The following is a 24,489-nucleotide window of genomic DNA, read 5'->3' on the forward strand; positions in this document are numbered from 1 at the left end:
TTATTCGCCCATCTCTCTTTTGCGATATTTTTCAGCAAACCAGGCTACCAGGATCAATTGAGCAGAGTGATAAAGCATTATTGGCAACAGTAATAATCCAGAATTAGCAGAATTTCCAAATATAACCCTAACCATCACAGAACCATGAACCAGTGATTTTTTAGTTCCGCAGAATTGGGTAGCTATTTTGTCTTCGGTATTAAAACCCAAGAATTTTGAGAAATAGGCAAGTCCGAAGAAGACAGTGAAGAACAGAATCAGTACGATTCCAGCCATTTTCAGTAATTCGCCTATTTCTATAGATTTAATAAGGTCTGAAGTAAAGGAATTACTAAAACTGGAATAAATGATAAGAATGATAGTAGTTTTATCAAAAAGACTTAGCTGTCTGCCATATTTCCTGGCCAGGTGGCCAAAGTATCTCTGTAAAAATAAACCTATTATTAACGGAACTATGATCTGTAAACACAATTTCTGAAGCACGATAAGAAAATCAAAATCTGTAGTTTTTTCAAGTATAAAACCAATCCATAATGGCGTGGCGAAGATTCCAATAAGTCCTGATAGGCTGGCGTTAAATATCGCCACAGGTAAATTCCCCTTTGCCAGGGCTACCATTACTACAGAAGAGGAAACCGTGGAAGGGAGCGTTCCCAGGAAGAAAAGAGCGATCCAGAGTTCAGATCTCAATCCTTCTTCGAATAAAGGGAGACAAAGCAGACATAAAACTGGAAATATTATGAACGTGGTAAGTTGAATTACGATGTGTACTTTGTAGTTGAATAGACCGGCTTTAAATTCGGTGGGAGATAATTTCAATCCATAGAAAAAGAAAATAAGACCAATTCCAATATCGGTAATTGTCTTAAGTGGAAGCAGCTCTATCCCCTGAGGAAACAGGTAAGCGACTCCTATAGCAATAAAAATGGCAAATATAAATCCGAAAGATTTCAAGAATTAAGCTCAATTTTAGCTTTATGGTCTTCTAGTATATGAAGGTATTTTTCAGAAGAAAAATCAGTTTCATGAAATTCCTGTACCCTCTTTTTCTTCATGTTTTTCCTTTTGATACTTTTGGCAAAACGTCTGATTTGATCGTCAGATTTTAGAATAAGTCCCGGAACGGCAACTGAATTTCCTTTGTCATCCTTGGCAACCATGGTGAAATAGGAAGAGTTGCAATGTTTTTTAGCTCCGCTTTGTATATTCTCAGCTTCCACACGAATCCCGATCACCATAGAGCTGTGACCTACGTAATTAACGGAAGCTTTCATGGTAACCAGTTCACCTATTTCAATTGGTTTTAGAAAATCTACAGTATCAACGCTTGCAGTCACACAATAGGCACGAGAATGCTTGGAGGCGCAGGCAAAGGCAATCTGGTCTAACAGAGATAGAATATAACCTCCGTGGATCTTTCCGTTGAAATTGGAATGGGAGGGAAGCATCAATTCTGAAATTACAACCTGGCTTTCTTCTATATTTTTAAATTCTTTCTGCATACTTATCTTCTAAAATGTGGACTTTCCGATTTTTCAACTTCGGTAATAAAATATTTGCTGTCTCCCCAGAAAAAGAAAGTTGAGAAACGTTCTATATAGGTGAGTTTAACGTAGTTTCCTTCATATTCCTGCAGTTGCTTGATAACTTCGTCATTTCTATCAAGGACAGAGAACTGGAATATCTGTGCTCCGCTAATTCCCTGGCTAATTTCTCCTTCCCAGGTTTTTGAAACAACCCCTTTACGGCTGAACTTGATCAATTCTCCGCTTCGGGTTCCTTCACTGTAGGGTACAAAATAGATAAAGGCATAGTAGATCAACCATAAGATAAAGATGCCGCCTAGTATGTATAAAAGAGTTTTTTTCATTTTAATTTTTATTGTAAACGAGGTTCAGGAACTTTTCTAATTTGGAAGGTTCCAGCCATCTGGTTACGATTACCATAGTGTTCTTTTGATCTACTATAATAAAATTGCCGCCAAATCCTGCAGCATAAAAAATATCTGAATCGATATTTTCCATATTTCGGCTTCCTTCAGAATTAAGCCACCACATATACCCATAATTAGAATTAGTAGTGGAAGCCTGCACAGCATTAGTAATAAGATCTTCCGAAATTAATTTTTCACCCTCCCATTTACCATTATTCATAAAAAGAAGTCCAAACCTGGCCATATCTTCGGTGTTAATAAAAATTCCGCCACCCGAGTGGCCACCACCGCTTACAGATTGCATTTTAAGACCGTCTATGGTTGTCCAGGAGTTTTCGTAACCAAACCATCTCCAGCTTTGAGAAGCATTAATAGGATCCATGATCTCATCTTTAAGAACTTTTGGTAGCGGTTTTCTAAAAACATTTAAAAGTGAATATGCCAGAACATTTACCCGAACATCGTTGTATTTAAAATGGGTGCCAGGTTCATGAAGTTCTCTGGATCTCCATTCATCGATGGTCTGGTCACCGGGAGGCCTGTCTGCCCAGTCAAAACCACCCCATAATTGCCCGCTCCAGTCTGAATTCTGATGCAACAGATTTTCCCAGGTGATCCTGGAATTATGTTCACCTTCAAAGGTATCATCCCATACATAATTGATAACGGGTTCATCAAAACCGGTAATGAGGTTTTTGTCTCTCGCAATAAGTGCCGTTGTAGAAAGAAAACTTTTAGTAACGCTAAAAGTCATGTCCACCCTTCTGGTATCTCCCCATTTTGCTACGATATACCCATCTTTTAAAATTAATCCAGCCGGGCCGCCTCTTCTTTTTGTAGGCCCCAGTAATTGATGATAAGGTTCTCTTTGAAAGCCTTTTAGGATTGCCTGTCTGAGATCCCGGGATTCTGAATACTCATTGGATTTCGCAAATTCAACAGCTTCAGAGAAGTTGTAATTATATTCTGAAGCTGATTTTTCTTGCCAATTTCCCGCCGGTGGAAAATAGATAGCCTGAGCAGTTAACTGGCTTAGAAAAAAGATTAATGATATTGTGAATAATGTTGTAGTTTTTTTCATCTAAGATTTAAAGTTTCGTTTTCAGATTCTTCCAATTCATCGTCATCTTCATTTTCTGCACGGTTTATCAATTTTTGATCCAGCTGTTTACTGGCTTTTGCACCTAGCTTTTTAAGTTTTTCGACTCTTCGTATTAGGTTTCCTTTACCGGTTAGCTTTTTCATGGCGCCTTCATAAGAATTCTGAACCGTTCCTATTTGTCTACCAATTTTGAGTAACTCATCGGTTAGATTCGTAAAAGAATCATACAAAGCACCCGCCTGAGTAGCGATCTGGATCGCATTTTGTTTTTGTTTCTCGTTTTGCCACATACTGTCAATGGTTTTTAAAACCGCCAGCAGAGTGGTAGGAGTTACAATAATTATATTCTTTTCAAAAGCATCACTGTAAAGGCCTGGATATTCATTGGAAGCAATGGCAAAAGCTGCTTCAATTGGAATGAAAAGCAACACAAAATCCGGGCTTTCCATTTGATAGAGTGAGTGATAATTCTTATTCCCAAGTTCGTTTACCCGGTTTCTAACCGAGACTAAATGATTTTTGAGATGCGTTTTCTTTTCAGCTTCTTCCGTCTCATTAATGTAACGTTCATAAGCATTAAGAGATACCTTTGAATCTACCACCATTTTCTTGTCTCCCGGTAGATGGATAATCACATCGGGCATTACCCTTTTACCTTCTTCTGTATTAAAGCTTTGCTGAACAAAATATTCACTGTCTTTTTGAAGTCCGCTTCTTTCCAGGACTCTTTCCAGAACCATCTCCCCCCAATTCCCCTGCATTTTCGTGTCCCCTTTCAAGGCTTTGGTAAGATTGGTGGCATCCTCGCTGATTTTTAGACTCTGCTCGTTTAGGAATTTTAATTTTTCACCCAGCTCCGCATGTCTTTTTACAGATTCGGAATCACTTCTAGTTACTTTTTCCTCGAAGTCCTTGATCTTCTTTTGAAGCGGATCAAGAATATTTTCAATATTTTGTTTATTAAGTGAGGTAAATTTTTCCGATTTCTGATCAAGGATCTTATTGGCAAGATTCTCAAATTCCTTGGTAAATTTTTCCTGGAGCTTTTCAACTTCTGCTTTTTGCTCTTCATTTCGCTCCTGCAGATTGTTGAATTCGGAAATCTTTCGGGTTAGTTGAAGACTGATATTTTCCTTTTCTCTTCTTATCTCTTCGCGCTCTTTTTCAATTTTCTCTATATCGGTATGAGCTTCATTTTTCAACAGCTGAATATCTTCTTTATGTTTTTCTAAATTACTGTTTAGTTGATTTTTAAGTTCGTCTATCTGAAGTAATAATTGAGTATTTTTTTCTTCAAGAATTCCAGTTTCAGATTTGGATTTTAAACCGGATATGAGTTTTCCAATATAAATTCCGATTCCTAAACCAACTAAGAAAATAAGAGAGATGAGAAGATATTCGTTCATAAAGTTCGCGATTTTCTCAAAGATACTTATTTAAGAATTTTAGAGAAGGGAGTGAGTAAAAAATTGAGATCGTTTTCTATTTTATTTTAAAGCTGGAAGACTCTTTGTCGAAATGTATAAGCTGTTTAGGGAAGAGATTGCTTAAGACGTCAGTCTTTATAAGTTCAGCCGGTGTTCCGAAGAGTGTTTTGTTGTCTTTTAAGATCAAAAGTTTATCGCAAAGCTGTAGCGCAAGATTGATCTCGTGAGAAGCGAAAAGTATAGCTTTATTGGTTTCTTTGCTAAGCTTCTGAAGTAGTTTTAAAACATAGGCCTTATGATAAAGGTCCAGGTGGGTGGTAGGTTCATCCAGAATGATAAGGGAAGTGTCCTGTGCCAGAGCTCGTGCTATCAATACTTTCTGAAACTGGCCGTCACTAAGTTCGTGACATTTCTTGTTTTTTATGTCTTCAATATTTACCAATTGAATGGCATGCATAATTTTTTTAAGATCATTCTTGGTAAGTCTCCCAATCCAATTAGTGTATGGTTGGCGACCTAAAGCCACCAATTCTATTACACTTAAATTTTTTGAAAGCATTTGCTCGGTAAGCACGAGACTTACGTCTTTTGACAGTTTGTCAGGCTCAATATTAGATAGTTTATTTTTATCTATAAATACCTCACCATCAATGCTTTTAATTATTCCACTTAAAGTTTTTAATAAGGTTGATTTTCCAGAACCGTTCACCCCAATTACGGCTACCAATTCCCCGGGATATACCTCAATATTTATCCCGGACGCAACAATTTGCTGCTCATTTTTCTTGCGGTAACCTATACTCAGGTTTTCCGTTTTAAGGACTATATTTGAAATTTCTGTGCTCACCTAAAAATTGAATTTTCTTTTTCTTACCAGAAGCCAGATGACCACCGGAGCTCCAATTAGTGAAGTTATAGCATTAATGGGTAAACTGTATTCGCTCCCTGGTAATTGAGCGATAATATCACAAATAAGCATAAGTATCGCTCCGCCAAAAATAACCGCAGGCACTAAGGTAATATGATTTGAGGAAGGGATGATCTGTCTTATTAAATGCGGAACAGCTAATCCTACAAAAGCAATTGGGCCTGCAAAGGCCGTAATACTCCCGGCTAGTAGGCTGGTTGCTATAATGATCATAAACCGATTCCTTTTAATGTTGGTACCCAGGCTTCTGGCGTACTGTTCTCCGAGTAATAGAGAATTCAGATTCTTTATGCTCCCAATAGCGATCAATATCCCCACGAGCCAGAATAGACCAAGGATTAGAACTTCGTCCCAGCTAAGATCCCCCAGACTTCCATAAGACCAGAAAACAAATTGCTGAAGTTGCGAAGCGGGGCTAAAATAAGCCAGAACGCTGACAATAGCCGCGGTAAGGCTGGCAAACATTAAACCTATGATAAGTATGGCCATGGTGTCTCTTAAACGAATCGAAGCTAGTATAACTGCAAAAAGCACAATTAAACTTCCAAGACTGGATGCGATAACAAGACTCCATTCAGATAAAAGAATCGCTGCGAATGAAGCACCAAAAACGGAAGCTCCCATAAAAACAAGAGCTACCCCAAGACTGGCACCACTGCTAAGTCCTAAAACATAAGGTCCGGCAAGGGGATTTCGAAATAATGTTTGCATTAAAAGTCCGCTAACAGCCAGGCCTGAACCAGTGATAATTGCGGTAATTGCCTTTGGTAAGCGATAATTTAGAATAATATAACGCCAGGTATCTTTTTCTACTTGCAGACCAAGTAATGAAGCGGTCACTTCCTGTATCGGAATATTTACAGAGCCCAGACTAATATTGAATAGAGCTGTTATGATCACTGCCAGGAACAGTAAAATAATAGCAAGCGTATATTTCTTCTGGTTTAGCATTAATTCAGCGGTTTATAAAATACCTGCTCATGATCTTTTAAAAGTTCCGGGTGGAAGATTGATATTAGGTCTTTTAGAATAAGGTCAGGTCGTTGTGGACCTAGTTCATAAAAGGTGATTCCGCCGGTTGCGCCTTGTGAAAGGCTAACACTGTAAACCTTTTTTTCTTTTACCGCTTTGAATCTTTTGTAATGCTCAGATGCATTAAATAGTTGTTCGTATGAGGTAAACTGACCAGAACTTATCCAATACTCGGCATCTTCAGCTTTTTCTATAACACTTTCAAATGCGAGAGAAAGGCTACCGTCCCCTTCAGTATCGGCATAGAGATAATTTGCATTGGCGTCTTCAATAAACTGGGCCTGCCAGGAATTACCGTAGGGCATATACCAGGTATCATTATACATGGATCCGCTAATTACATTTGGCCTGGTCCTGGCTGATCTTGCAAGTTCCTTGGCCTTTAGGTATTCAGATTTGATATTTTGAAAAATTTTAGTGGCTTCTTGTTCTTTTCCATAAAGAGCTCCAAAGAACTTGATCCATTCAGCTTTCCCTAAAGGAGTTAACTCGGTCCAATCGCCATTGTAGATCACTGGAATTCCAGTTTTTTGTATAGTTTCGAAACTTTTATTGGAAGCGTTTATGGCAAAGCCGATAACGACATCGGGAGAAAGGTCTATAAGCACTTCGGTGTTTATGTTTTCATTCTGACCTAATTCTGAAACAGAAGCATTTTCAATTAATTTCCTGATTCTTTCAGAAGAGATATAATTTAAACCAGGAAATCCCACTAATGTATTTTCTTCGTTTAAGGCTTCTAATGCCGGAAGGTGGGTGGTAGAAGTAACCACGATCTTTTCAACGGGTACTTCTAGGATCTGGTCATATTCAATATTTTCAGGAATCTCTGCTTTTTTTTCTTTCAGCAGATATATAAAAGGATCTTGAGCCTCCGGCCAGGGAGTATTTACTTCCAAAATACTATACCCATCAAATTTGGTAATACTAAAGCCCTGAGCATTTTCAATATCCACTTTTTTCCCTTGTTTAATAGCAGAAGTTTTATTTTCTGAATTATTCTTACAGGAGCAAATGCTGAATACTATAATTATAAAAAGTATTTTGTTCAAGACGGGTCAATTTGAGTTCAAAAGTAATATTATTTAAATTTTTGAGCCTGTTACCAAACTTATTTGTTTAATTTCGCCTTGAAATTTTGGTTCAGCACCGATTTATTTCTGTGCGGATTAAAAGGGAATCAGGGGAAGTATGATTTACGAATTTAGAACTAACAATTTTAAATAAGTAAAATCTCTGATAAGAAGACTAGGACTTCTTATTTCTTACTTCGAAAACCTGAGCTGTTCCCGCAACTGTAAGCTTAGCCCGAGAGGGTGGCTGCAATAATTCTTCAAACCACTGTTCATTAAGAATGGGAAGGTGAATTGCAGTACGTGAGCCAGGAGACCTGCCTGAATTTCAACTAGTATCGAGTGACTTTCGGGATAAAGGTCGGCAGATTATGAACAGAAACTTATACCTTATATTCACCTTATTTATCTGTGGTTGCATTCATGTAACAGCACAGAACGATTCTATTAACTGGCTGGATGAAGTCAGACTTAGTGATATCAAACTCAAAAATAATTCGGAAGGACAATTTGTAAAGAAACTGGAGGATTCTTTAATTGAACAATCAGAACCTTTATTAACATCCTTACTTAAATTTAATTCGCCCTTCTTTTTCCGTGAAAATGGATACGGAATGGTTTCTTCAGCTTCTGTAAGAGGAACTGGCGCTTCACAAACTGCGGTGATCTGGAATGGGATTAACATCAATTCACAATTTACCGGTCAAACCGATTTTAATACCATAAACACAAAGGTGTTTGATAATATTAGCTTACGTCCCGGCGGAGGAAGTGTGGTTTATGGAAGCGGCGCCATTGGCGGAACCATTCACCTGAATAATAAATTTAATTTTGATGGGGGATCTGAAAATGATTTAAGTATTGGCTACGGGAGCTTTGATACCTATCAGGCTTCCTACAATGGAGATTTTTCTAATGAGAAAACAAGCCTGAAAATTGGAGTTTCGGGGATAAGTTCTGAAAATGACTATAAATACCTGGGTACCGATGAGCTTAATGAAAATGGGGATTTTTATAATGCTTCTCTAAGCGCTTCAATAGCTCACTGGCTAGAAGATTCAAATATATTGAAGTTTTATTCTAATTATTATCAGGGAGACCGGGGGTTTTCAGGTACACTAAATATTCCTTCCAATAGCAAATATGAAGACAGGAATTCACGAAATCTACTTGAATGGAAATCCTTTTTAGGCAATTTCACAAGTAGCCTGAAAATTGCCTGGATCAGGGAAGAATTCAAATATTATGAAAACAGGGATTCAGAAGAATTTAGTTTCGGGAATGCTGAAACAACTATTATCAAATATGATCTGGCTTATGATTTTTCTGCAGATAAGAAACTTAATCTTATCGCAGACTATAACGAAGTTAATGGAGAGGGTTCCGGGATAGCTAATGCAGAAAGAAGGATTGGTGGTTTATCGCTACTCTGGAGTCATGAAATAAACCAGTTAAATTACCAGCTTAGTGTGAGACAGGAAATTACCAATAATTATAATTCTCCTTTGTTATTCTCGGCAGGTGCATCATACCAGTTTTCTGATTGGTATTTAATTCGATTAAATTCTTCCAGAAATTTCAGGATCCCAACGTTCAATGATCTTTTTTGGTTGCAGGGCGGGAATACCATTTTAGATCCAGAAACCTCCATTCAGGCAGAGCTTGGGAATGAGTTTGTTTTCAATGATCTAAGTATTAATCTTACAGGTTATTTTATAGATATAGATAATTTAATTCGTTGGACCCCTGATGAATACGGACTTTGGAGGCCGGAGAATACTGCGAATGTTCATAATTACGGCGTAGAAGTATTTGCCAACTGGAAGGGAGAAATTGGTGGCAACCCATTGAACTTTAGCAGTAATTATGCTTTTACAAGATCTATAGATCAGCAAACCGGGAGTCAGTTAATCTATACGCCGAAACATAAAGTGACCTTCTCAGCGGGTTATAAAATAGATAACTTCAATTTTCTTTTTCAGTCGCTTTATAATGGTAGTATCTATACTTCCTCAGATAATAACTACGAGCTGGATGCTTATCAACTTTCTAATTTCAGTTTAGGCTATTCCTTTTCTGCCAAGCCAAAAATTGGTCTGGAATTTAATATCAATAATATTTTCAACAAAGAATATCAAAGTTTACCCTCCCGTATCATGCCGGGGAGGTCCTATAATTCTACACTAACTTTTAAATTTTAATCATGAACTACAAACATTTTCTATTCTTACTATCAATTTTATTATTCCTTAATTCCTGTGAAGATGATACCGATTGCTGCCCGATGCCTGAGCCCACTGCAGATTTTGCAAGCGGAACCTTTGTTTTGAATGAAGGTAATTTTGGTTCTGGAAATACCTCGGTTAGTTATATCAATGAAAATACAGGAGAGGTTCAGAATCAAGTATTTAATAATATCAATGGTTTTGAGCTTGGAGATACCGCTCAAAGTATTGAAATGCATGAGGACCTTGCGATTATTGTAGTAAATGTCTCCAATAAAATAGAAATAGTGAACAGGTACACCTTTGAAACGCTGGGAACTATAAATGCCAATCTCCAAAATCCTCGTTTTGCCGAAGTAGTTGGCGGCAATATATATGTTAGTAACTGGGGGGACGGGAGTAATCCTGATGATGATTTCGTGGCAGTTTTTAATCTTACCGACTTTTCATTTATTAAATCCATTTCGGTAGCCGAAGGGCCTGAGAAAATGACTTCAGTAGAAAATTCACTTTATGTGGCTCACAAAGGAGGTTTTTCTTTCAATAATATAATTTCAGTGATAGACGCCCGGGCAGATGTTGTCACTGCTGAAATTGAAGTAGGAGATCTGCCAAACTCCATGGTCATATCAGGCTCAGATCTTTGGGTATTATCTTCCGGGAAACCTTCTTATGCTGAAGTTGAAACCGCTGGGGAATTGTCAAAAATTAATATAAATACTAATGAAGTTGTAGAAAGTTTTGAGTTTCCAGAGAGCAACCTTCATCCTGAAAATCTAAATTTGGTGGGCACCGATGCATATTTCACTATCGGAAAATCTCTATATAATTATTCTCCAGGAGGCACATTACCATCTTCCGCAGAATTTAGTTTCGATGAAGCAGCAGTACTATATGGGTTTGAGATCCACAATGAAAAGATCTATATCGCTTCTCCCAATGCCGATTTTACAGGAGACGGGAATCTATATATCTATGATCTAAATGACGGAAGTCTTCTGGAGCAGTACAAGACTGGAATAAATCCTAATGGAATTTATTTTAACTAGGAACTGAAAATTTAAGCATATAAAAACCCGCTCAAGAGCGGGTTTTTTACTTTTATGAATATTCGGCTGAAATTATTCTACAGAATTAGAGTTGGTTTTAATATTCTCACTCTCGATATACATTCTCTGATAATCATGCTGAAAAGCTTTTCTTTCACTAATCATTTCTGTAGGGATTATTCCTTCTTTAATAGTTCTATTCGCTGATCTAGTTGGGTCTATCTGATCCAAAGCAAGAGACAATAAAGGCTCATTAGGATCTCCAAGAACTCCGTAAGTACTAATGAATTCCTGTTGTTCAAAATCTGGAACCAATCCTCCTGGGTAGGCTTCATTATTTTTATTAACTAATGAAAGAATCAAGGGTTGGATCGCATACTTATGATTTGGATTTATAGCAGCAGTTTTATCGAAGTTAGGAGCAGTTGAATCGTAATAAGTATCTGAACCCTGCACTTTTCCAACTGTTTTAGTACCTATATGGATAACATCTATAAAAGGCTCTAAGCCGTTCATCACTAATTCACTGGCAGAGGCAGATGAACCTGTTGCAATTATATATACCTTATTTAAGTTTAGACTATTTGTAGGGGCAGAACTGTTTTGCCAGTTTACGGTATCATCCATACTAATAGTTAGATCACTACCCTGGTTTTGGTAAACACTTTGTATATAGTCATTGTATTGAAACTTTACAAAAGGTTGATCGTCAAATTGACCCGTGATCATACTGGCTAGATCTATAGATGTGTCAATTCTTCCTCCACCATTGTATCTTAAATCAAGAATTAATTCAGTAACATTTTCAGATTTAAATTGACCAAATGCATCATTCAATGCTCCCGAATAATTAAAGGTGAATGAATTGTACATAATGTAACCAACTTTAGTTCCACTAAGATCAATAGTCTTAGCAACAAGAACCGGGTTTTCATCAACTGTAGTCTTAGAAACATCAATGGTGTTTTCAGTTGTTGAGATGCCATCATTTTCAATTTTACCTAAAGTCAACGTATAAGAGTCTGACGCTAAAAGATCAGTATAATTATTTACGTTAAGCTCAGTTCCGTTTATTTCGGTAAATACCATTCCTCTTTTAATCCCTGCGTCTTCTGCAGGTGTATTTGGTATAACATACCTTACATAAAGAATAAGTTCGTTACATTCTGCACAAACTCGAGTAATACCATAATCCATACCGGTGCTGGTAGTAGTTCCTGCGAACATGTTTTCTAACTCTTCATAATCATCAACTATCCAGCTGAAACGATCAGTAACCGGGTAATTCAATAAAAGGCCGTCATAAAATAAGTCCTCTGGAGAATCCCAATCCATTAACCAGTCATTTAACTCTGATTGATCGGCAAAAAAGTCATCCTCATATATCGCCATGTCATCATTATAATAATACCAGACGTCCATCGCTTTATATTCAAAATCCCGAATCTCTAATTGGAGATCATCTTTTGGTTCTTCACCAGGCAACTCAGACTGTCCGGGAACATCATCCATATCGTCGTTGGCACAGGAAGTCAATAGTCCACCCGTAAAGATAAAAAGCATTAAATATTTATAAATTTTCATAATAATGATTAGGGTTAATAATTTCGATGCAATTTTTGCTAAAAATAGTCACATAATTAGAATTAAAAAATTTATTGTAACAAATCTCTTTTACATTCGTCGTAAGCTTGAGAAGGCATTGTATAACTAACCATCATTAAATGAAAGAAAGCACCTTCCTGAATATTATAGATCCTGTTAAGGATAAAATGTATCGTATGGCTTTACGACTGTTAACTTCTAAAGAAGCAGCCGAAGATGCCACCCAGGAAGTGATTCTGAAATTATGGAAACGCAAAGATAAAATCAAGCATTATGCCAATATTGAAGCATTTGCCATGACTGTTACAAAAAACTACTGTTTGGATCAATTAAAACTTAAACAGAATAATAATTTGCGAATCGTTCATCAAAACTATGAAAGTCACCATGCTTCTCTACAAACTGAAATAGAGGTAAATGATGAAATGCAGTGGTTAGGCAGGATTGTTGCCAGGTTACCGGAACAACAGAAGATGATATTTCAGTTACGGGATATTGAACAGTATGATTACGACGAGATCGCTAAGATCATGGATATGAACCAAACAGCAATTAGAGTGGCCTTGTCCAGAGCCAGAAAAGCGATCAGAGAAAATTTAATAAAAAAACATAACTATGGAATTAGATAAAATTGAAAGACTTCTAGAGCGCTATGATGAAGGGGAAACTTCGCTGGCTGAAGAGAAGTTGCTTCGGGAGTATTTCCTGAATGAAGAGGTTCCTGAACATTTGATGAGTTATAAATTAATGTTCATGTTTTCGGCTAAACAGGTTGAAGAAACCTTTGAAAAGAAGACTAAGGTAAATTCAACTAATAACTGGTATACCTGGTCGTCTATAGCGGCAATACTAATTATAGCCCTGGGAATCTTTTTCTTTAATGATTCTTCTCGAACACTTAATGAAAGCGACCTGGGAACTATAAGCGATGAGGAACTAGCACTTCAAAAAACAAAGGAGACCCTGAATATGGTATCTCAGTTTATGAATGAAGGAAAATCTGACCTCGTTTACCTGAAAGAGTTTAATAAAACAACAAATAGAATAATAGAAATAGATCAATAAAAACCAGAAACTATGAATAGATTAATAATTACCCTCCTGTTAGCCCTGGCTCCTATGTTTTCCCAATCTCAGAGTTTTGAGAAATATGAAGACATGAAAGATGTGGATGCTATGGTGATGACCAGTAAAATGTTTAAAATGCTGGCGAAAGTAGATTTAAGTGAGAACGATCCTGAAGCAAGAGAATACATGAAACTTATAGAAAATCTGGACCGTATTCAGATTTATAAGTCTTCCAATGCAAATGTGATGTCTCAAATGGCCACCGACGTAAAATCATATCTTCAAAAAGGTTCTTTAGAAGAGCTTATGAGAGTGAATGATGACGGCAAGAATATTAAATTTTACTCTTTACCGGGTAAGAATGATAATTATGTGCGAGAGCTGTTTATGTTCCTGGAAGGTTCAGAAGGGGATAAGCCAATGACGGTGATCTTGAGCATTACGGGAGAAATTGATTTATCTCAATTATCCAAATTAACATCAGACCTTAAAGTACCTGGAGCTGAAGAATTAAAGAAAGCCAACAAAAAATCATAGATCATGAAATCAATTAAATTTTTATTCGCAATATTATTTACGTCTGTTTTAGTATCCTGTAATAATGAACAGTCGCTTCAGAAATATTATGTAGAAAATCAGGAGGATACAGATTTTCTTGCCCTGGACGTTCCAACGAGTATGTTCACTAATAGTGCTTCGCTGGAATTAGAAGAGAAAGAGACCCTGGAGAGTATTAAGAAAATTAATGTTCTGGCGCTTAAGAAAGAGGAAAATCCGGAGAAGTTTGAAGAAGAAAAATTAAAGCTCGCCGAGATCTTTAAAGATGAAAAATATCAGTTACTTATGAAGTATGGTGGTGGAAATAGAAAAGCCGAACTATACTTTACCGGGGAAGAAGATGCTATAGACGAATTGATCGTGTATGGATATGACGATGAGAAAGGACTAGGTATAGCAAGAGTTTTAGGGGAGAATATGAATCCACAAAAAATCATGCAACTTATGAAATCTCTTGATGGAGATAATATAGATGTAGAAGGATTAAAAGGACTGGGACAAATTTTTGAAGATTCCTCTGCAAAGAATGATTCTATAAAGATCGAGACTAAGATTGAAATAGGAGATAGTCCTAAAGATACTTTGAAAGAAAAAAAGGCTACTGAAATGTAGTATTTAATTAGTTGAAAAGAAAAAGCCCCGAAGTCGGGGCTTTTTTTATTTATATCCCGGTATAATTTTGAGGAGTGATCTTATGAAGCTCTTTTTTTATTTCATCTGAAATTTCCAGCTGATCAATAAATTCGGACATACTTTTTTCATTGATCCTTTCATTGGTCCTGGTAAGGCCTTTTAATGCCTCATACGGATTCTTGAAGCCTTCCCTTCTTAAGATCGTTTGAATAGCTTCTGCCACTACAGCCCAGTTGTTTTCAAGATCTTCATTCAGTTTTTCTTTATTCAGTAAAAGCTTGTTCAATCCCTTCAAGGTAGATTTAAAGGCAATAATGGTGTGCCCTACAGGAACCCCGATATTTCTAAGAACCGTACTATCAGTCAAATCTCTTTGTAATCTACTTACCGGGAGTTTAGCAGAAAGGTGCTCAAAGATCGCATTGGCGATTCCCAGGTTTCCTTCGCTATTCTCAAAATCGATAGGGTTTACCTTATGTGGCATAGCAGAAGAGCCAATTTCTCCTTTTTTGATCTTCTGTTTGAAATAATCCATAGAAACATAGGTCCAGATATCCCTGTCCAGATCCAACAAAATATTATTGATCCTTTTAAGAGCATCAAATAAAGCTGCAGAATGGTCGTAATGTTCTATTTGAGTAGTAGGAAAGGAATGGTGTAGACCTAATTTATTTTCTACAAAATTATTTCCGAATTTTTTCCAATCCGTATCTGGATATGCAACTTTGTGAGCGTTGTAATTTCCTGTGGCGCCTCCAAATTTAGCTGCGTGAGGCACTTGATTTAAAAGCTTTATCTGTTCTTTTAACCTTATTATATATACTTCTATCTCTTTTCCCAAACGTGTAGGAGAAGCAGGCTGGCCGTGAGTTCTGGCAAGTAAAGGAATATCTTTCCATTCTTTAGCAAGAGACTCAAGTTTTTCTAAGATCTCATTTAAAGAGGGCATATAAACCTCTTCAATAGCGTCTTTGAGGCTTAATGGAATTGCGGTATTATTAATATCCTGAGAAGTAAGGCCGAAATGGATGAATTCTTTAGATGTTTCCATTCCCAGCTTTTCAAATTCTTCTTTTAAAAAATATTCTACCGCCTTCACATCATGATTGGTAATCTTCTCAATTTTTTTTACAGCCTGTGCATCGAGAGATGTGAAATTTTTATAGAGATCTCTTAATTTTTTGAAGTTTACGGTGTCGACGTCCTGTAACTGAGGTAATTTTTCTTCATAGAGAGCTATGAAATATTCGACTTCGACAAGAATTCGGTATTTAATAAGTGCTTCTTCACTAAAGTAGGCAGATAGTTGCTTAGTTTTAGACCTGTAGCGTCCATCTATAGGTGAAATTGCAGAAAGGGATGTCATCTTTTACTTTTAAAATTAAAGATGTAAAGATACCGCTTCAAATTATACTAAAAAACATATCTGTACTTTCTTCAATGAGTTTAGAAACTTTCAGAATGCTTTCTAAATCATTCTTTTCAGTTAGGAATCATATTCAGAAAGTATTTTAGATTTATAATTCTGCTAACAACTTCTTCACCAGTTCAGGCACACCCTTCACAGCAGTCTTTTTGATGATCTCAATATTTTTACTTTCCGAAATATTAGGTTTGGGATCAATAAAATAGATTGGCGCGTGACTTGGTATAAAATCAATAAGTCCCGCTGCAGGGTACACCTGCATGGAGGTGCCAATTACGATTACTTTATCTGCTGTTTCAGCAATTTCGGCTGCTTTATGAAACATAGGAACGGCTTCTCCAAACCAAACCACGTGAGGTCGTAGCTGAAAGTTATGCTCACAAAAATCTCCGGGATTTATATCTTTTTTCCAGTCCATTACCAAGTCTTCATCAAAGGTGCTTCGGGCCTTAAGCAACTCACCATGAAGATGCGTAACATTCATGCTTCCTGCTCTTTCGTGCAGATCGTCAATATTCTGCGTAACGATTTGAACCTCATAAGCTTCCTGTAGTTTTGCCAGCGCAATATGGGCAGCATTTGGATTAACCTGTAATAATTGTCTTCTTCTTTGATTGTAAAAATCAAGCACTAATTCCTGATCATTTTCCCAGCCAAAGGGTGAAGCAACTTCCATCACATCATGACCTTCCCATAATCCATCTGCATCTCTGAAAGTTTTTATACCACTCTCTGCACTAATTCCTGCTCCGGTTAAAACTAATATCTTTTTCATCTAAAAGCGTGATTCATTTTTGAAAAAGTTAAGACATTTTATCTTTTCTGATGTAAAAATTAAAAATTGTTTGCATTTAAAGGAAGGCTAATTAGTCCGTTTTTTTAATTTTACCACAGAAATGAAAGAAAAAAAGATCTTAGATCATCTGCAGGAATATCTTACTCCAAGAAGAAAAGCTTTATTTGAAAAAGTTTTAGCACAACGCACAGACCATTTAACGGTGGTGGCCCAGGATGTTTATCAATTACATAATACCAGTGCAGTGGTAAGAAGTTGCGATGTATTTGGTATACAGAATATTCATGTGATCGAAGAAAAAATTCCGCGGAGAATAGATAAGGAAATAGCGATGGGAGCACAGAAGTGGGTGGATATTAACCGATACAATTCTGCCAAAGATTGTCTGAAAAATTTACGCGAAAAGGGATATCAAATTGTGGCGACAAGTCCGCATGATGATTCACATTTACTGGAAGATTTTGATATTTCCAAAGCTTCAGCTCTTTTCTTCGGAACTGAAAGGGATGGATTGTCTGAAGAGATCATGAATGAAGCCGATGCTACTATCAAAATACCTATGGTAGGATTTACTGAAAGTCTTAATATTTCGGTTTCAGCAGCTATAATTTTACAGAGTTTGAGCACTAAGTTGAGAAATTCGCCTGTAAAATGGGAGTTTTCTGAGGAGAGAAAAGATGAAATTAGAATGAATTGGACAAAGAAAACAGTAAAAAATTCAGAAGAGATTATTAAGCGCTTTTTGAATCAGTAATTATTTGTAACTTTTAATCGCCTTTAAAGCTATTTCATGACCCTTTTTTTCTACTTAATAATTGCCCTTATTACTTTTTTCGCTTTCCTGCACGCCTGGGTAAAGAAAGATTATGATGTAAGCAGGACTGTGGTGATCAATAAACCCAGGGAAGAGGTTTTTACATTTGTGCGACAGCTTAAAAACCAGCCATTATGGAATCCATGGTTTCAAAGAGATCCTGAAGCCGTTATGAAGTACAAAGGTGAGGATGGTAAGGTTGGTGCTAGTTTCTACTGGAAAGGCAATGCTAAGGTAGGAGAGGGGATTCAGCGAATTACCAAGGCGAAGCAGGGGAGAGTTTATGAAACTAAGATCCTTTTTATAAAACCTGTAAAAGTGAATGCATTAACTTATATAGGCGTTAAAGAAATCGAGGCTGAAAAGACAAAAATGGTATGGGGAACCAGAGGACACCTGCCATTTCCACTTACCATAATCAGCATTTTTCACTCTCCGGAGAAGGCTCTGGGTGAAAATTTTGATAAGGGATTGAAAGATTTAAAGAAATTATTGGAAGCCCGTTAATTCTTTTGAAGCACTTTATATTCCTCGTAGCAGCTATTGATGGCATCTAGAATCTGAAGATCATTGGCCGTCTTCATAAAATCTTCTGAGTAATTACAATTATTAAGGATCTCATCGATCTCAGCTCTGTTAACCTGCAAGAGCGCCATCAATGTTTCGCGGTCAAATTTATTTCTAAGTAGTTCGCGAATATTATCATCTTTCTTCATCTGCCTGAGCTTACGCATTTGCTTAGGCCTGGTTCCAAAAATATTATAGACCAGATCTGCAGGATTAGATAAAGATCTCAGTGCTTTTGTAACAGCATTAGGAGAGCCATCCCCACCTTCATATCCACTATTTAATCCGGAAATGCTATATCTATAATTGTCATAAATTGGAATATTTTTAGCGTCAATTTCCAGATATCCGGTAAGTTTTACAGAGTTAACCGTAACTTCCTCAAGCGCAAAGCCTAACTCGGTCATTTTTACTTTTACATTCCCATATTTTAACCAGTCATTGGTGACTCTAACGCGTATAGACCTAAAACCCAGATAAGAAAAATAAAGTGTATCGTTAACAGTAGCCTGCAACTCGAACTCACCATTTTCCCCTGTGGTTGCCCCTTTTACCTGATTAAGGTTTACAATATGTACATTTTCTATGGGTTTATCATTAGCGGCATTCATCACCGTTCCTGACACCATATCCTGTGCAGAAATATATCCCGTACTAAGCAGGAAAAATATTAAAAAGAAGTTTTTCATAGCAATCGGGGCTAAAAATATAAAATCCTTATAAAAAACAATGCCAAACTTGTAGATTTAAGTTTGGCATTTTGTGTTTTAGTTAGGCTTTAGACCTTCTTCTTTTTACAGAATTCTCAATATTCTTATTTCGGCTTCCTTTTCTAGGACCTTTTTTATCATTTCTGTCTGATCTTCTTTTCCCGCTGAATTTTCCACCTTTATTATCGTCGAAGCCTTTGGAGTTTCTTCTTCCTCCGCCGCCACCGCCGCGTTCTCTTTTACGACCACCTCTATCAGATTTCTGATCCTTGGTAACTTCAACATTTATAAATCTTCCATTATGGTTAAATTCACTAAATGTTTTCAGAATAAGGTCTGTATGCTGCTCATCTGTATTAAAGAACGAGAAGCTGGCTTTTACATCAACTTTGAAGACATCATCTCTTCCCAGGTTCAATTGTTCCTTAAGGAAATCTTTCAGACTCATCCAGTCAAATCCATCTTTAGATCCAATATTGATGAAATATCTTATGTTTCCCTCTGAAACTTCCGGTCTTCCGCCCGCAGATTCAGCACTTAGATCTGGTGCTTTTTCATAATAATTGAAAAAACGGGTGAATTCTACAGAAAAGAATTTTTTGATCAATTCTTCTTTTGTAAAATCTTCCAGAGCTTCATTTATAGAAGGTAGATAAGGATCAATATCATGATTGATCTCGGTCTTCTTGATGTCATTCGCTAAATGGAAAAGCTGCGTTTTACAGATCTCTTTGCCATCTGGAATAGACTTTTCTTCAAATTTCTGCTGAATGATCTTTTCAACAGTTCTGATCTTACGAACTTCACTTTTTGAAATGATCACCATAGAAACTCCGTTTTTACCGGCTCTACCTGTTCTACCACTACGGTGAGTATAAGTTTCTATTTCATCAGGAAGTTGATAGTTTATAACGTGGGTAATATCATCTACGTCAATACCACGAGCAGCAACATCTGTTGCCACAAGCATCTGGATTTGACGGCTTCTGAAGCTCTTCATTACCAGGTCACGCTGATTCTGACTTAGATCTCCGTGAAGTGCTGCAGCATTATATCCATCTTCAATAAGCTTTTCAGCAACTTTTTGAGTATCTCTTTTAGTTCTACAGAATATTACAGAGAATATTTCTGGATTAGCATCTGCAAGCCTTTTTAAAGCGTCATACCTATTACGGTGATTCACGAGGTAATATTCGTGAGAAACGTTAGAAGTTCCCATGTTCTTTGATCCTACAGTTATTTCTACAGGATTTGTCATGAACTTCTTAGCGATCTTTGCAACCTCCTTAGGCATTGTTGCAGAGAATAACCATGTTTTCTTTTCCTTTGGAGTATGAGAAAGGATATCCTTAATATCCTCATAGAATCCCATATTCAGCATCTCATCAGCTTCATCTAGCACACAATATCCAATAGAGGAGATGTTTGCCAGTTTTCTTCTGATCATATCCTGCATCCTACCTGGAGTAGCTACAATAATTTGAGCTCCTCTTTCAATAGATCTTGCCTGATCTGTAATGCTAGCGCCACCGTAAACGGCAACTACATTTAATGATTTTTTATACTTCGAGTAATTCTTGATCTCGTTAGTGATCTGTAAACAAAGTTCTCTTGTTGGTGAAAGAATTAATGCCTGGGTCTTTTTAGAATTGGCATCAATTTTTTGAATTAGCGGAAAACCAAATGCGGCAGTTTTACCTGTTCCGGTTTGTGCCAGCGACACAAGGTCGGTTTCCTGTTCTAATAAAATTGGGATTGATTTTTCCTGTACTTCACTTGGAGTTTCAAACCCCATGTCTTCAATGGCCTTAAGCAAGTCTGCGTCAAGTCCAAGTTTTTGGAATGCGTTCATTCGTTTTAAATAAGTATTCGATTATAATATGTAAGTGTTACATAAGAAGCGAATCGACATACTTAAACCTAAACTTCCAGTAACACATCCTCACCCTGAGGAATTTTCAAGCGGCAAATGTACAGTTTTATTTTTAAATAAAACTAATTAATACAATTTTATTAATTTACTGATATTCAGCGTAATCAAAAATGCTTTGACTGACGAGTCTGCTATTTGGACAGGTATTCTATCAATTCTTTAAAGGCGATCCCGCGGTGACTGATTTTTGATTTCTCTTCCAATTCCATTTCTGCGAAGCTATTATTATATCCGTCTGGAAGAAAGATAGGGTCGTAACCAAAACCTTTATCGCCACGCTTTTTATCTAAGATTCTGCCCTTGCAAATACCGGTAAAAAGATTCTGATTTCCTTTAAGGTTAAGGGCGATCACCGTTTTAAAACGAGCGGTTCTATCATCGCGTTCTTTTAATTGGCTTAATAGCTTTTCAATATTGGCTTCATCATTTTTTTCTTCGCCTGCATATCTTGCCGAAAAAACACCCGGGGCTCCTGCTAACGAGTCAACCTCAAGTCCCGTATCATCGGCGAAACAGTCATATCCATAATGATTTCTTATAAACTCAGCTTTAATTATGGCATTTTCATCAATAGTGTCTCCGGTTTCTTCAATATCTTCATGACAGTCTATGTCGCTAAGAGAAAGTAATTCTATGTGGCTAGGTAGCATGCTTTTTATTTCCCTGAATTTATTAGGGTTATGCGTGGCGAAAACTAATTTCATAAATTATAATTATCTGTGGTGGTAAGGTTCATTTTTAAGGATCGTGAAAGCTCGGTACAATTGCTCGGTAAAAAATAATCTTACCATTTGATGGGAAAAGGTCATTTTAGAAAGCGAAATTCGGGAATCGGCTCTTTGATAGACTTCGTCTGAAAAACCATAAGGGCCGCCAATTACAAAAATTAGTCTTTTTAAGCCTGTATTCATACGTTTCTGAATATATTCTGAAAAGTTCTCCGAGCTGAATTGTTTTCCATTTTCATCCAGTAAAACTATGAAATCTGAATTCTGAATTCCGGAAAGAATTAATTCTCCTTCCTTTGATTTTTGTTGATTTTCATCCAGGTTTTTGGTCTTTTTAAGGTCAGGAATTATCTCGAATTCAAACTTAATATAATGCTGAAGCCTATCTGAATAGATTCTTATAAGTGTTTCCAGTTCTTTTTTATCTGTTTTTCCAATACAGACTAATTTTATCGTCATCCCGTGATTTTAGTACAGACTTTACTACATTTACAAAAATAAGCAGAGAAAATGATCTCACCGGAACAATTTGAAAAAGAAATTGAATTAATAATAAAAAATGCAATCAGGGAAGATGTTGGTGATGGTGATCACAGTTCTCTGGCCTGTATTCCGCAAAGCGCAAAAGGTAAAGCCAAATTACTGGTAAAAGACCAGGGGATTTTGGCGGGCGTTGAATTTGCACAGAATGTTTTTTATTATGTAGATAAAGATCTGAAGGTAGATGTCCTGTTGAAAGATGGAGATGCTATTAAAAGAGGAGATATAGCTTTTTATGTAGAAGGATCTTCTCAATCTATTTTAAAATCTGAAAGACTTGTTCTTAATGCGATGCAACGTATGAGTGCTATCGCTACTAAAACTTCAGAATTTGTTCAGAAACTGGAAGGTACAAAAACCAAAATTCTCGATACGCGTAAAACAACACCAGGAATACGGGCACTCGAAAAATGGGCTGTAAAAATAGGAGGTGGTGAGAATCATCGTTTTGCCCTTTACGATATGGTGATGCTTAAGGATAATCATATAGATTTTGCAGGAGGAATTACAAAAGCTATAGAGAAAACCAAAGCTTACCTTCAAGAAAAGGATCTGGACCTTAAGATTATCGTAGAAGCTAGAAATATACAGGAGATCAAGGAAATTTTGAAGTCTGACGGGATTTATAGAATTCTAATTGATAATTTTAATTACGAGGATACTCGCCGGGCAGTTCAACTAATAGATGGTAAGTGCTTTACCGAATCCAGTGGAGGTATTACTTTAGAAACAGCTAAAAGCTATGCCGAGTGCGGTGTGGATTTTGTCTCAAGCGGGGCGTTAACCCATTCGGTTTATAATCTTGACCTGAGCTTAAAAGCCGTATAAAATGGCTCCACAAAAAGCGATCAAAAGCAGACTTGAAGAATTTTCCAATTGGTGGAAAAGGAAATCCAAGAAGATAATTCTTCCCGGTCTTGAAGGTTTATCGCTTTATAATCTCTGGGTTATCTATTGGGGAGGTATTGTAAGAGGGACTTTTTCCACCAGGGCAAGTTCCATAGCCTTTAGCTTTTTTATGGCAATTTTCCCTTTTCTTTTATTTGTACTGAACCTGATTCCCTACATCACTTTTATAGATGATTTTCAAATAGAGTTTCTGCTATTCATGGATACTTTATTACCACCGGAAACATCTGATTTTTTTGGAAATATATTTGAGGATATAGCCAGTACTCCCCGGGGTGGATTATTATCGGTTGCTTTTATTTTATCGATTTTTTTAATGACCAATGGGGTCAATGCGATATTTACAGGTTTTGAATTTAGTTATCATACCAGAACAAATCGTTCCATACCGCGGCAGTATGCCGTCGCCGGGGGAGTTTCACTTATATTGGCATTGTTGTTGCTTATATCTGTAATAGGAGCAGTTTATATAGCCTATGCTATTGACGATCTAAGTAGTTTAGGGATCGTAAATACAGATGGTTTTGGAGCTGATCTTATTAAATATATAGGATTTGTAATTTTAATATACACAGCCGTTGCAATTTTATATTACTTTGGAACCAGGGAAGCAAGACAGGCCAGGTTCTTTTCAGTAGGAGCTTTGTTTACTACGGTATTAATAATGATAACCACGGTTTTATTCAGTATTTATATAACAAATTTCTCAAATTATAACGAATTGTACGGGTCTATTGGTGCATTATTGATCTTGATGTTCTATATATGGCTCAATTCCAATATGTTGCTTTTAGGTTTTGAATTAAATGCATCATTAATAAAACTGAAGAAAAATTTTAAATAACTTTAAACCAATTAAAACCAAATTTATAATGAAAACACTATTAGTTGCAATTATCGCTTTTATGAGTACAGGTTTAATTTCTGCCCAGACTGAAGTTGGTGGGGTTAAACTTCCAAATTCTGAAACCTATCAGGGACAAAGCCTTACTTTAAATGGAGCAGGCGTGCGAGAGAAATTATGGATAGACCTGTATGCAGGGGGACTGTATCTTGCGAAAAAAACTTCAGATGCTGCGGAAGTAGTCTCTTCCAATGAGCCTATGAGTATTAAACTTCATATAGTTTCTAAGCTGATCACCAGTGATAAAATGATTGAAGCTGTAAATGAAGGTTTTGAAAATGCTACCGGAGGTAACACAAAACCTCTTGCTTCTGAAATTAAAAAATTCAAAAGTTTCTTTATGGAAGAGATCAAAAAGAATGATGTTTTTGATATTGTTTATTTACCTGAGACAGGAGTGACTGCTTATAAAAACGATAAAGAATTAGGAACTATTGAAGGGATGGCCTTTAAAAAAGCACTGTTTGGTATCTGGTTCTCTAACAGACCTGCAGATGACGATCTTAAAGAAGCCATGCTAGGTAAATAA

General features: G+C 36.7%; 26 protein-coding genes and 1 riboswitch. Of the genes, 11 read left to right on the plus strand and 15 right to left on the minus strand.

The features are described 5' to 3' along the window. From LGQ90_RS01455 to LGQ90_RS01490, 8 genes are all read right to left on the minus strand, one after another. Complete coding sequence (locus tag LGQ90_RS01455) at positions 1–954, minus strand: bile acid:sodium symporter family protein (protein WP_229337395.1); 954 nt, start codon at positions 952–954, stop codon at positions 1–3. Then, the gene (locus LGQ90_RS01460) at positions 951–1,502 is read right to left on the minus strand and encodes an acyl-CoA thioesterase (RefSeq protein WP_229337397.1); all 552 of its coding nucleotides are present in this window, start codon (positions 1,500–1,502) and stop codon (positions 951–953) included. Before LGQ90_RS01460 ends, LGQ90_RS01455 begins: the two co-directional genes overlap by 4 nt. Positions 1,503–1,504: 2 nt before the next feature. Continuing rightward, the gene (locus LGQ90_RS01465) at positions 1,505–1,870 is read right to left on the minus strand and encodes a 6-phosphogluconate dehydrogenase (RefSeq protein WP_229337398.1); all 366 of its coding nucleotides are present in this window, start codon (positions 1,868–1,870) and stop codon (positions 1,505–1,507) included. A gap of 1 nt (position 1,871) precedes the next feature. After that, positions 1,872–3,014: a serine hydrolase domain-containing protein gene (locus LGQ90_RS01470; protein WP_229337400.1), complete on the minus strand. Its 1,143-nt coding sequence runs from the start codon at positions 3,012–3,014 to the stop codon at positions 1,872–1,874. After that, complete coding sequence (locus tag LGQ90_RS01475) at positions 3,011–4,441, minus strand: DNA recombination protein RmuC (protein WP_229337402.1); 1,431 nt, start codon at positions 4,439–4,441, stop codon at positions 3,011–3,013. Before LGQ90_RS01475 ends, LGQ90_RS01470 begins: the two co-directional genes overlap by 4 nt. A gap of 76 nt (positions 4,442–4,517) precedes the next feature. Next, complete coding sequence (locus LGQ90_RS01480) at positions 4,518–5,309, minus strand: ABC transporter ATP-binding protein (RefSeq protein ID WP_229337404.1); 792 nt, start codon at positions 5,307–5,309, stop codon at positions 4,518–4,520. Continuing rightward, positions 5,310–6,341, minus strand: a complete 1,032-nt coding sequence (locus LGQ90_RS01485; protein ID WP_229337406.1) for an iron ABC transporter permease — start codon at positions 6,339–6,341, stop codon at positions 5,310–5,312. Beyond that, entirely contained in the window at positions 6,341–7,474 is a 1,134-nt protein-coding gene (locus LGQ90_RS01490) for an ABC transporter substrate-binding protein (RefSeq protein ID WP_229337408.1), read from the minus strand. The genes LGQ90_RS01485 and LGQ90_RS01490 overlap by 1 nt, the downstream gene beginning before the upstream one ends. Before the next feature lie 70 nt (positions 7,475–7,544). Further along, positions 7,545–7,834, plus strand: a riboswitch (cobalamin riboswitch). A 32-nt stretch (positions 7,835–7,866) separates the two neighbouring features. On the opposite strand from LGQ90_RS01490, the gene LGQ90_RS01495 reads away from it, so the two are divergent. Together LGQ90_RS01495 and LGQ90_RS01500 are read left to right on the plus strand one after the other, a co-directional pair. Next, positions 7,867–9,696, plus strand: a complete 1,830-nt coding sequence (locus tag LGQ90_RS01495) for a TonB-dependent receptor (RefSeq protein ID WP_229337410.1) — start codon at positions 7,867–7,869, stop codon at positions 9,694–9,696. Positions 9,697–9,698: 2 nt separating this feature from the next. Continuing rightward, positions 9,699–10,769 carry a YncE family protein gene (locus LGQ90_RS01500; RefSeq protein WP_229337412.1) on the plus strand — a complete coding sequence of 357 codons (1,071 nt, stop codon included), beginning with the start codon at positions 9,699–9,701 and terminating at the stop codon, positions 10,767–10,769. A 72-nt stretch (positions 10,770–10,841) separates the two neighbouring features. Here the strand turns inward: LGQ90_RS01500 and LGQ90_RS01505 are convergent, their stop codons facing one another. Then, complete coding sequence (locus LGQ90_RS01505) at positions 10,842–12,353, minus strand: S41 family peptidase (protein ID WP_229337414.1); 1,512 nt, start codon at positions 12,351–12,353, stop codon at positions 10,842–10,844. 140 nt (positions 12,354–12,493) lie between these two features. On the opposite strand from LGQ90_RS01505, the gene LGQ90_RS01510 reads away from it, so the two are divergent. Genes LGQ90_RS01510 through LGQ90_RS01525 form a run of 4 tightly spaced genes read left to right on the plus strand, consistent with a single transcriptional unit; the run spans position 12,494 to position 14,612 of the window. Further along, the gene (locus tag LGQ90_RS01510) at positions 12,494–13,003 is read left to right on the plus strand and encodes an RNA polymerase sigma factor (protein ID WP_229337416.1); all 510 of its coding nucleotides are present in this window, start codon (positions 12,494–12,496) and stop codon (positions 13,001–13,003) included. Continuing rightward, positions 12,990–13,439, plus strand: a complete 450-nt coding sequence (locus LGQ90_RS01515; protein ID WP_229337418.1) for a hypothetical protein — start codon at positions 12,990–12,992, stop codon at positions 13,437–13,439. The genes LGQ90_RS01510 and LGQ90_RS01515 overlap by 14 nt, the downstream gene beginning before the upstream one ends. 12 nt (positions 13,440–13,451) lie before the next feature. Continuing rightward, positions 13,452–13,979 (plus strand): DUF4252 domain-containing protein, encoded by a 528-nt coding sequence (locus tag LGQ90_RS01520; protein WP_229337420.1) that lies wholly within the window; start codon positions 13,452–13,454, stop codon positions 13,977–13,979. A gap of 3 nt (positions 13,980–13,982) precedes the next feature. After that, on the plus strand, positions 13,983–14,612 hold the full coding sequence (locus LGQ90_RS01525; protein WP_229337422.1) for a DUF4252 domain-containing protein: 630 nt from the start codon (positions 13,983–13,985) through the stop codon (positions 14,610–14,612). Between the two features lie 49 nt (positions 14,613–14,661). Here the strand turns inward: LGQ90_RS01525 and purB are convergent, their stop codons facing one another. Beyond that, positions 14,662–15,999 carry an adenylosuccinate lyase gene (purB, locus tag LGQ90_RS01530; protein ID WP_229337424.1) on the minus strand — a complete coding sequence of 446 codons (1,338 nt, stop codon included), beginning with the start codon at positions 15,997–15,999 and terminating at the stop codon, positions 14,662–14,664. A 151-nt stretch (positions 16,000–16,150) separates the two neighbouring features. After that, on the minus strand, positions 16,151–16,834 hold the full coding sequence (locus LGQ90_RS01535) for an SIR2 family NAD-dependent protein deacylase (protein WP_229337426.1): 684 nt from the start codon (positions 16,832–16,834) through the stop codon (positions 16,151–16,153). A gap of 121 nt (positions 16,835–16,955) precedes the next feature. Here LGQ90_RS01535 and LGQ90_RS01540 point away from each other — a divergent pair, with 121 nt between their 5' ends. Together LGQ90_RS01540 and LGQ90_RS01545 are read left to right on the plus strand one after the other, a co-directional pair. Further along, positions 16,956–17,609, plus strand: a complete 654-nt coding sequence (locus tag LGQ90_RS01540; RefSeq protein WP_229337428.1) for a TrmH family RNA methyltransferase — start codon at positions 16,956–16,958, stop codon at positions 17,607–17,609. Positions 17,610–17,645: 36 nt separating this feature from the next. Further along, positions 17,646–18,176, plus strand: coding sequence for an SRPBCC family protein (locus LGQ90_RS01545; protein ID WP_229337430.1), 531 nt, complete (start codon positions 17,646–17,648; stop codon positions 18,174–18,176). Here LGQ90_RS01545 and LGQ90_RS01550 read toward each other — a convergent pair. The 4 genes from LGQ90_RS01550 to rlmH form a co-directional block, all read right to left on the minus strand. Then, positions 18,173–18,925 (minus strand): carboxypeptidase-like regulatory domain-containing protein, encoded by a 753-nt coding sequence (locus LGQ90_RS01550; protein WP_229337432.1) that lies wholly within the window; start codon positions 18,923–18,925, stop codon positions 18,173–18,175. The genes LGQ90_RS01545 and LGQ90_RS01550 overlap by 4 nt on opposite strands. Before the next feature lie 82 nt (positions 18,926–19,007). Continuing rightward, positions 19,008–20,798 (minus strand): DEAD/DEAH box helicase, encoded by a 1,791-nt coding sequence (locus tag LGQ90_RS01555; protein ID WP_229337434.1) that lies wholly within the window; start codon positions 20,796–20,798, stop codon positions 19,008–19,010. 212 nt (positions 20,799–21,010) lie between these two features. Continuing rightward, positions 21,011–21,583 carry a non-canonical purine NTP diphosphatase gene (locus tag LGQ90_RS01560; protein WP_229337436.1) on the minus strand — a complete coding sequence of 191 codons (573 nt, stop codon included), beginning with the start codon at positions 21,581–21,583 and terminating at the stop codon, positions 21,011–21,013. Between the two features lie 9 nt (positions 21,584–21,592). Further along, the gene (gene rlmH, locus LGQ90_RS01565; protein ID WP_229337438.1) at positions 21,593–22,066 is read right to left on the minus strand and encodes a 23S rRNA (pseudouridine(1915)-N(3))-methyltransferase RlmH; all 474 of its coding nucleotides are present in this window, start codon (positions 22,064–22,066) and stop codon (positions 21,593–21,595) included. Positions 22,067–22,117: 51 nt separating this feature from the next. On the opposite strand from rlmH, the gene nadC reads away from it, so the two are divergent. The 3 genes from nadC to LGQ90_RS01580 are packed head-to-tail and all read left to right on the plus strand — an operon-like array spanning position 22,118 to position 24,489. After that, complete coding sequence (gene nadC, locus LGQ90_RS01570) at positions 22,118–22,975, plus strand: carboxylating nicotinate-nucleotide diphosphorylase (RefSeq protein WP_229337440.1); 858 nt, start codon at positions 22,118–22,120, stop codon at positions 22,973–22,975. Position 22,976: 1 nt separating this feature from the next. Further along, positions 22,977–23,900, plus strand: a complete 924-nt coding sequence (locus LGQ90_RS01575; protein ID WP_229337442.1) for a YihY/virulence factor BrkB family protein — start codon at positions 22,977–22,979, stop codon at positions 23,898–23,900. Between the two features lie 28 nt (positions 23,901–23,928). Next, the gene (locus tag LGQ90_RS01580; RefSeq protein WP_229337444.1) at positions 23,929–24,489 is read left to right on the plus strand and encodes a chalcone isomerase family protein; all 561 of its coding nucleotides are present in this window, start codon (positions 23,929–23,931) and stop codon (positions 24,487–24,489) included.

Source organism: Christiangramia sediminis, from assembly GCF_020552705.1.
GTDB lineage: Bacteria > Bacteroidota > Bacteroidia > Flavobacteriales > Flavobacteriaceae > Christiangramia > Christiangramia sediminis.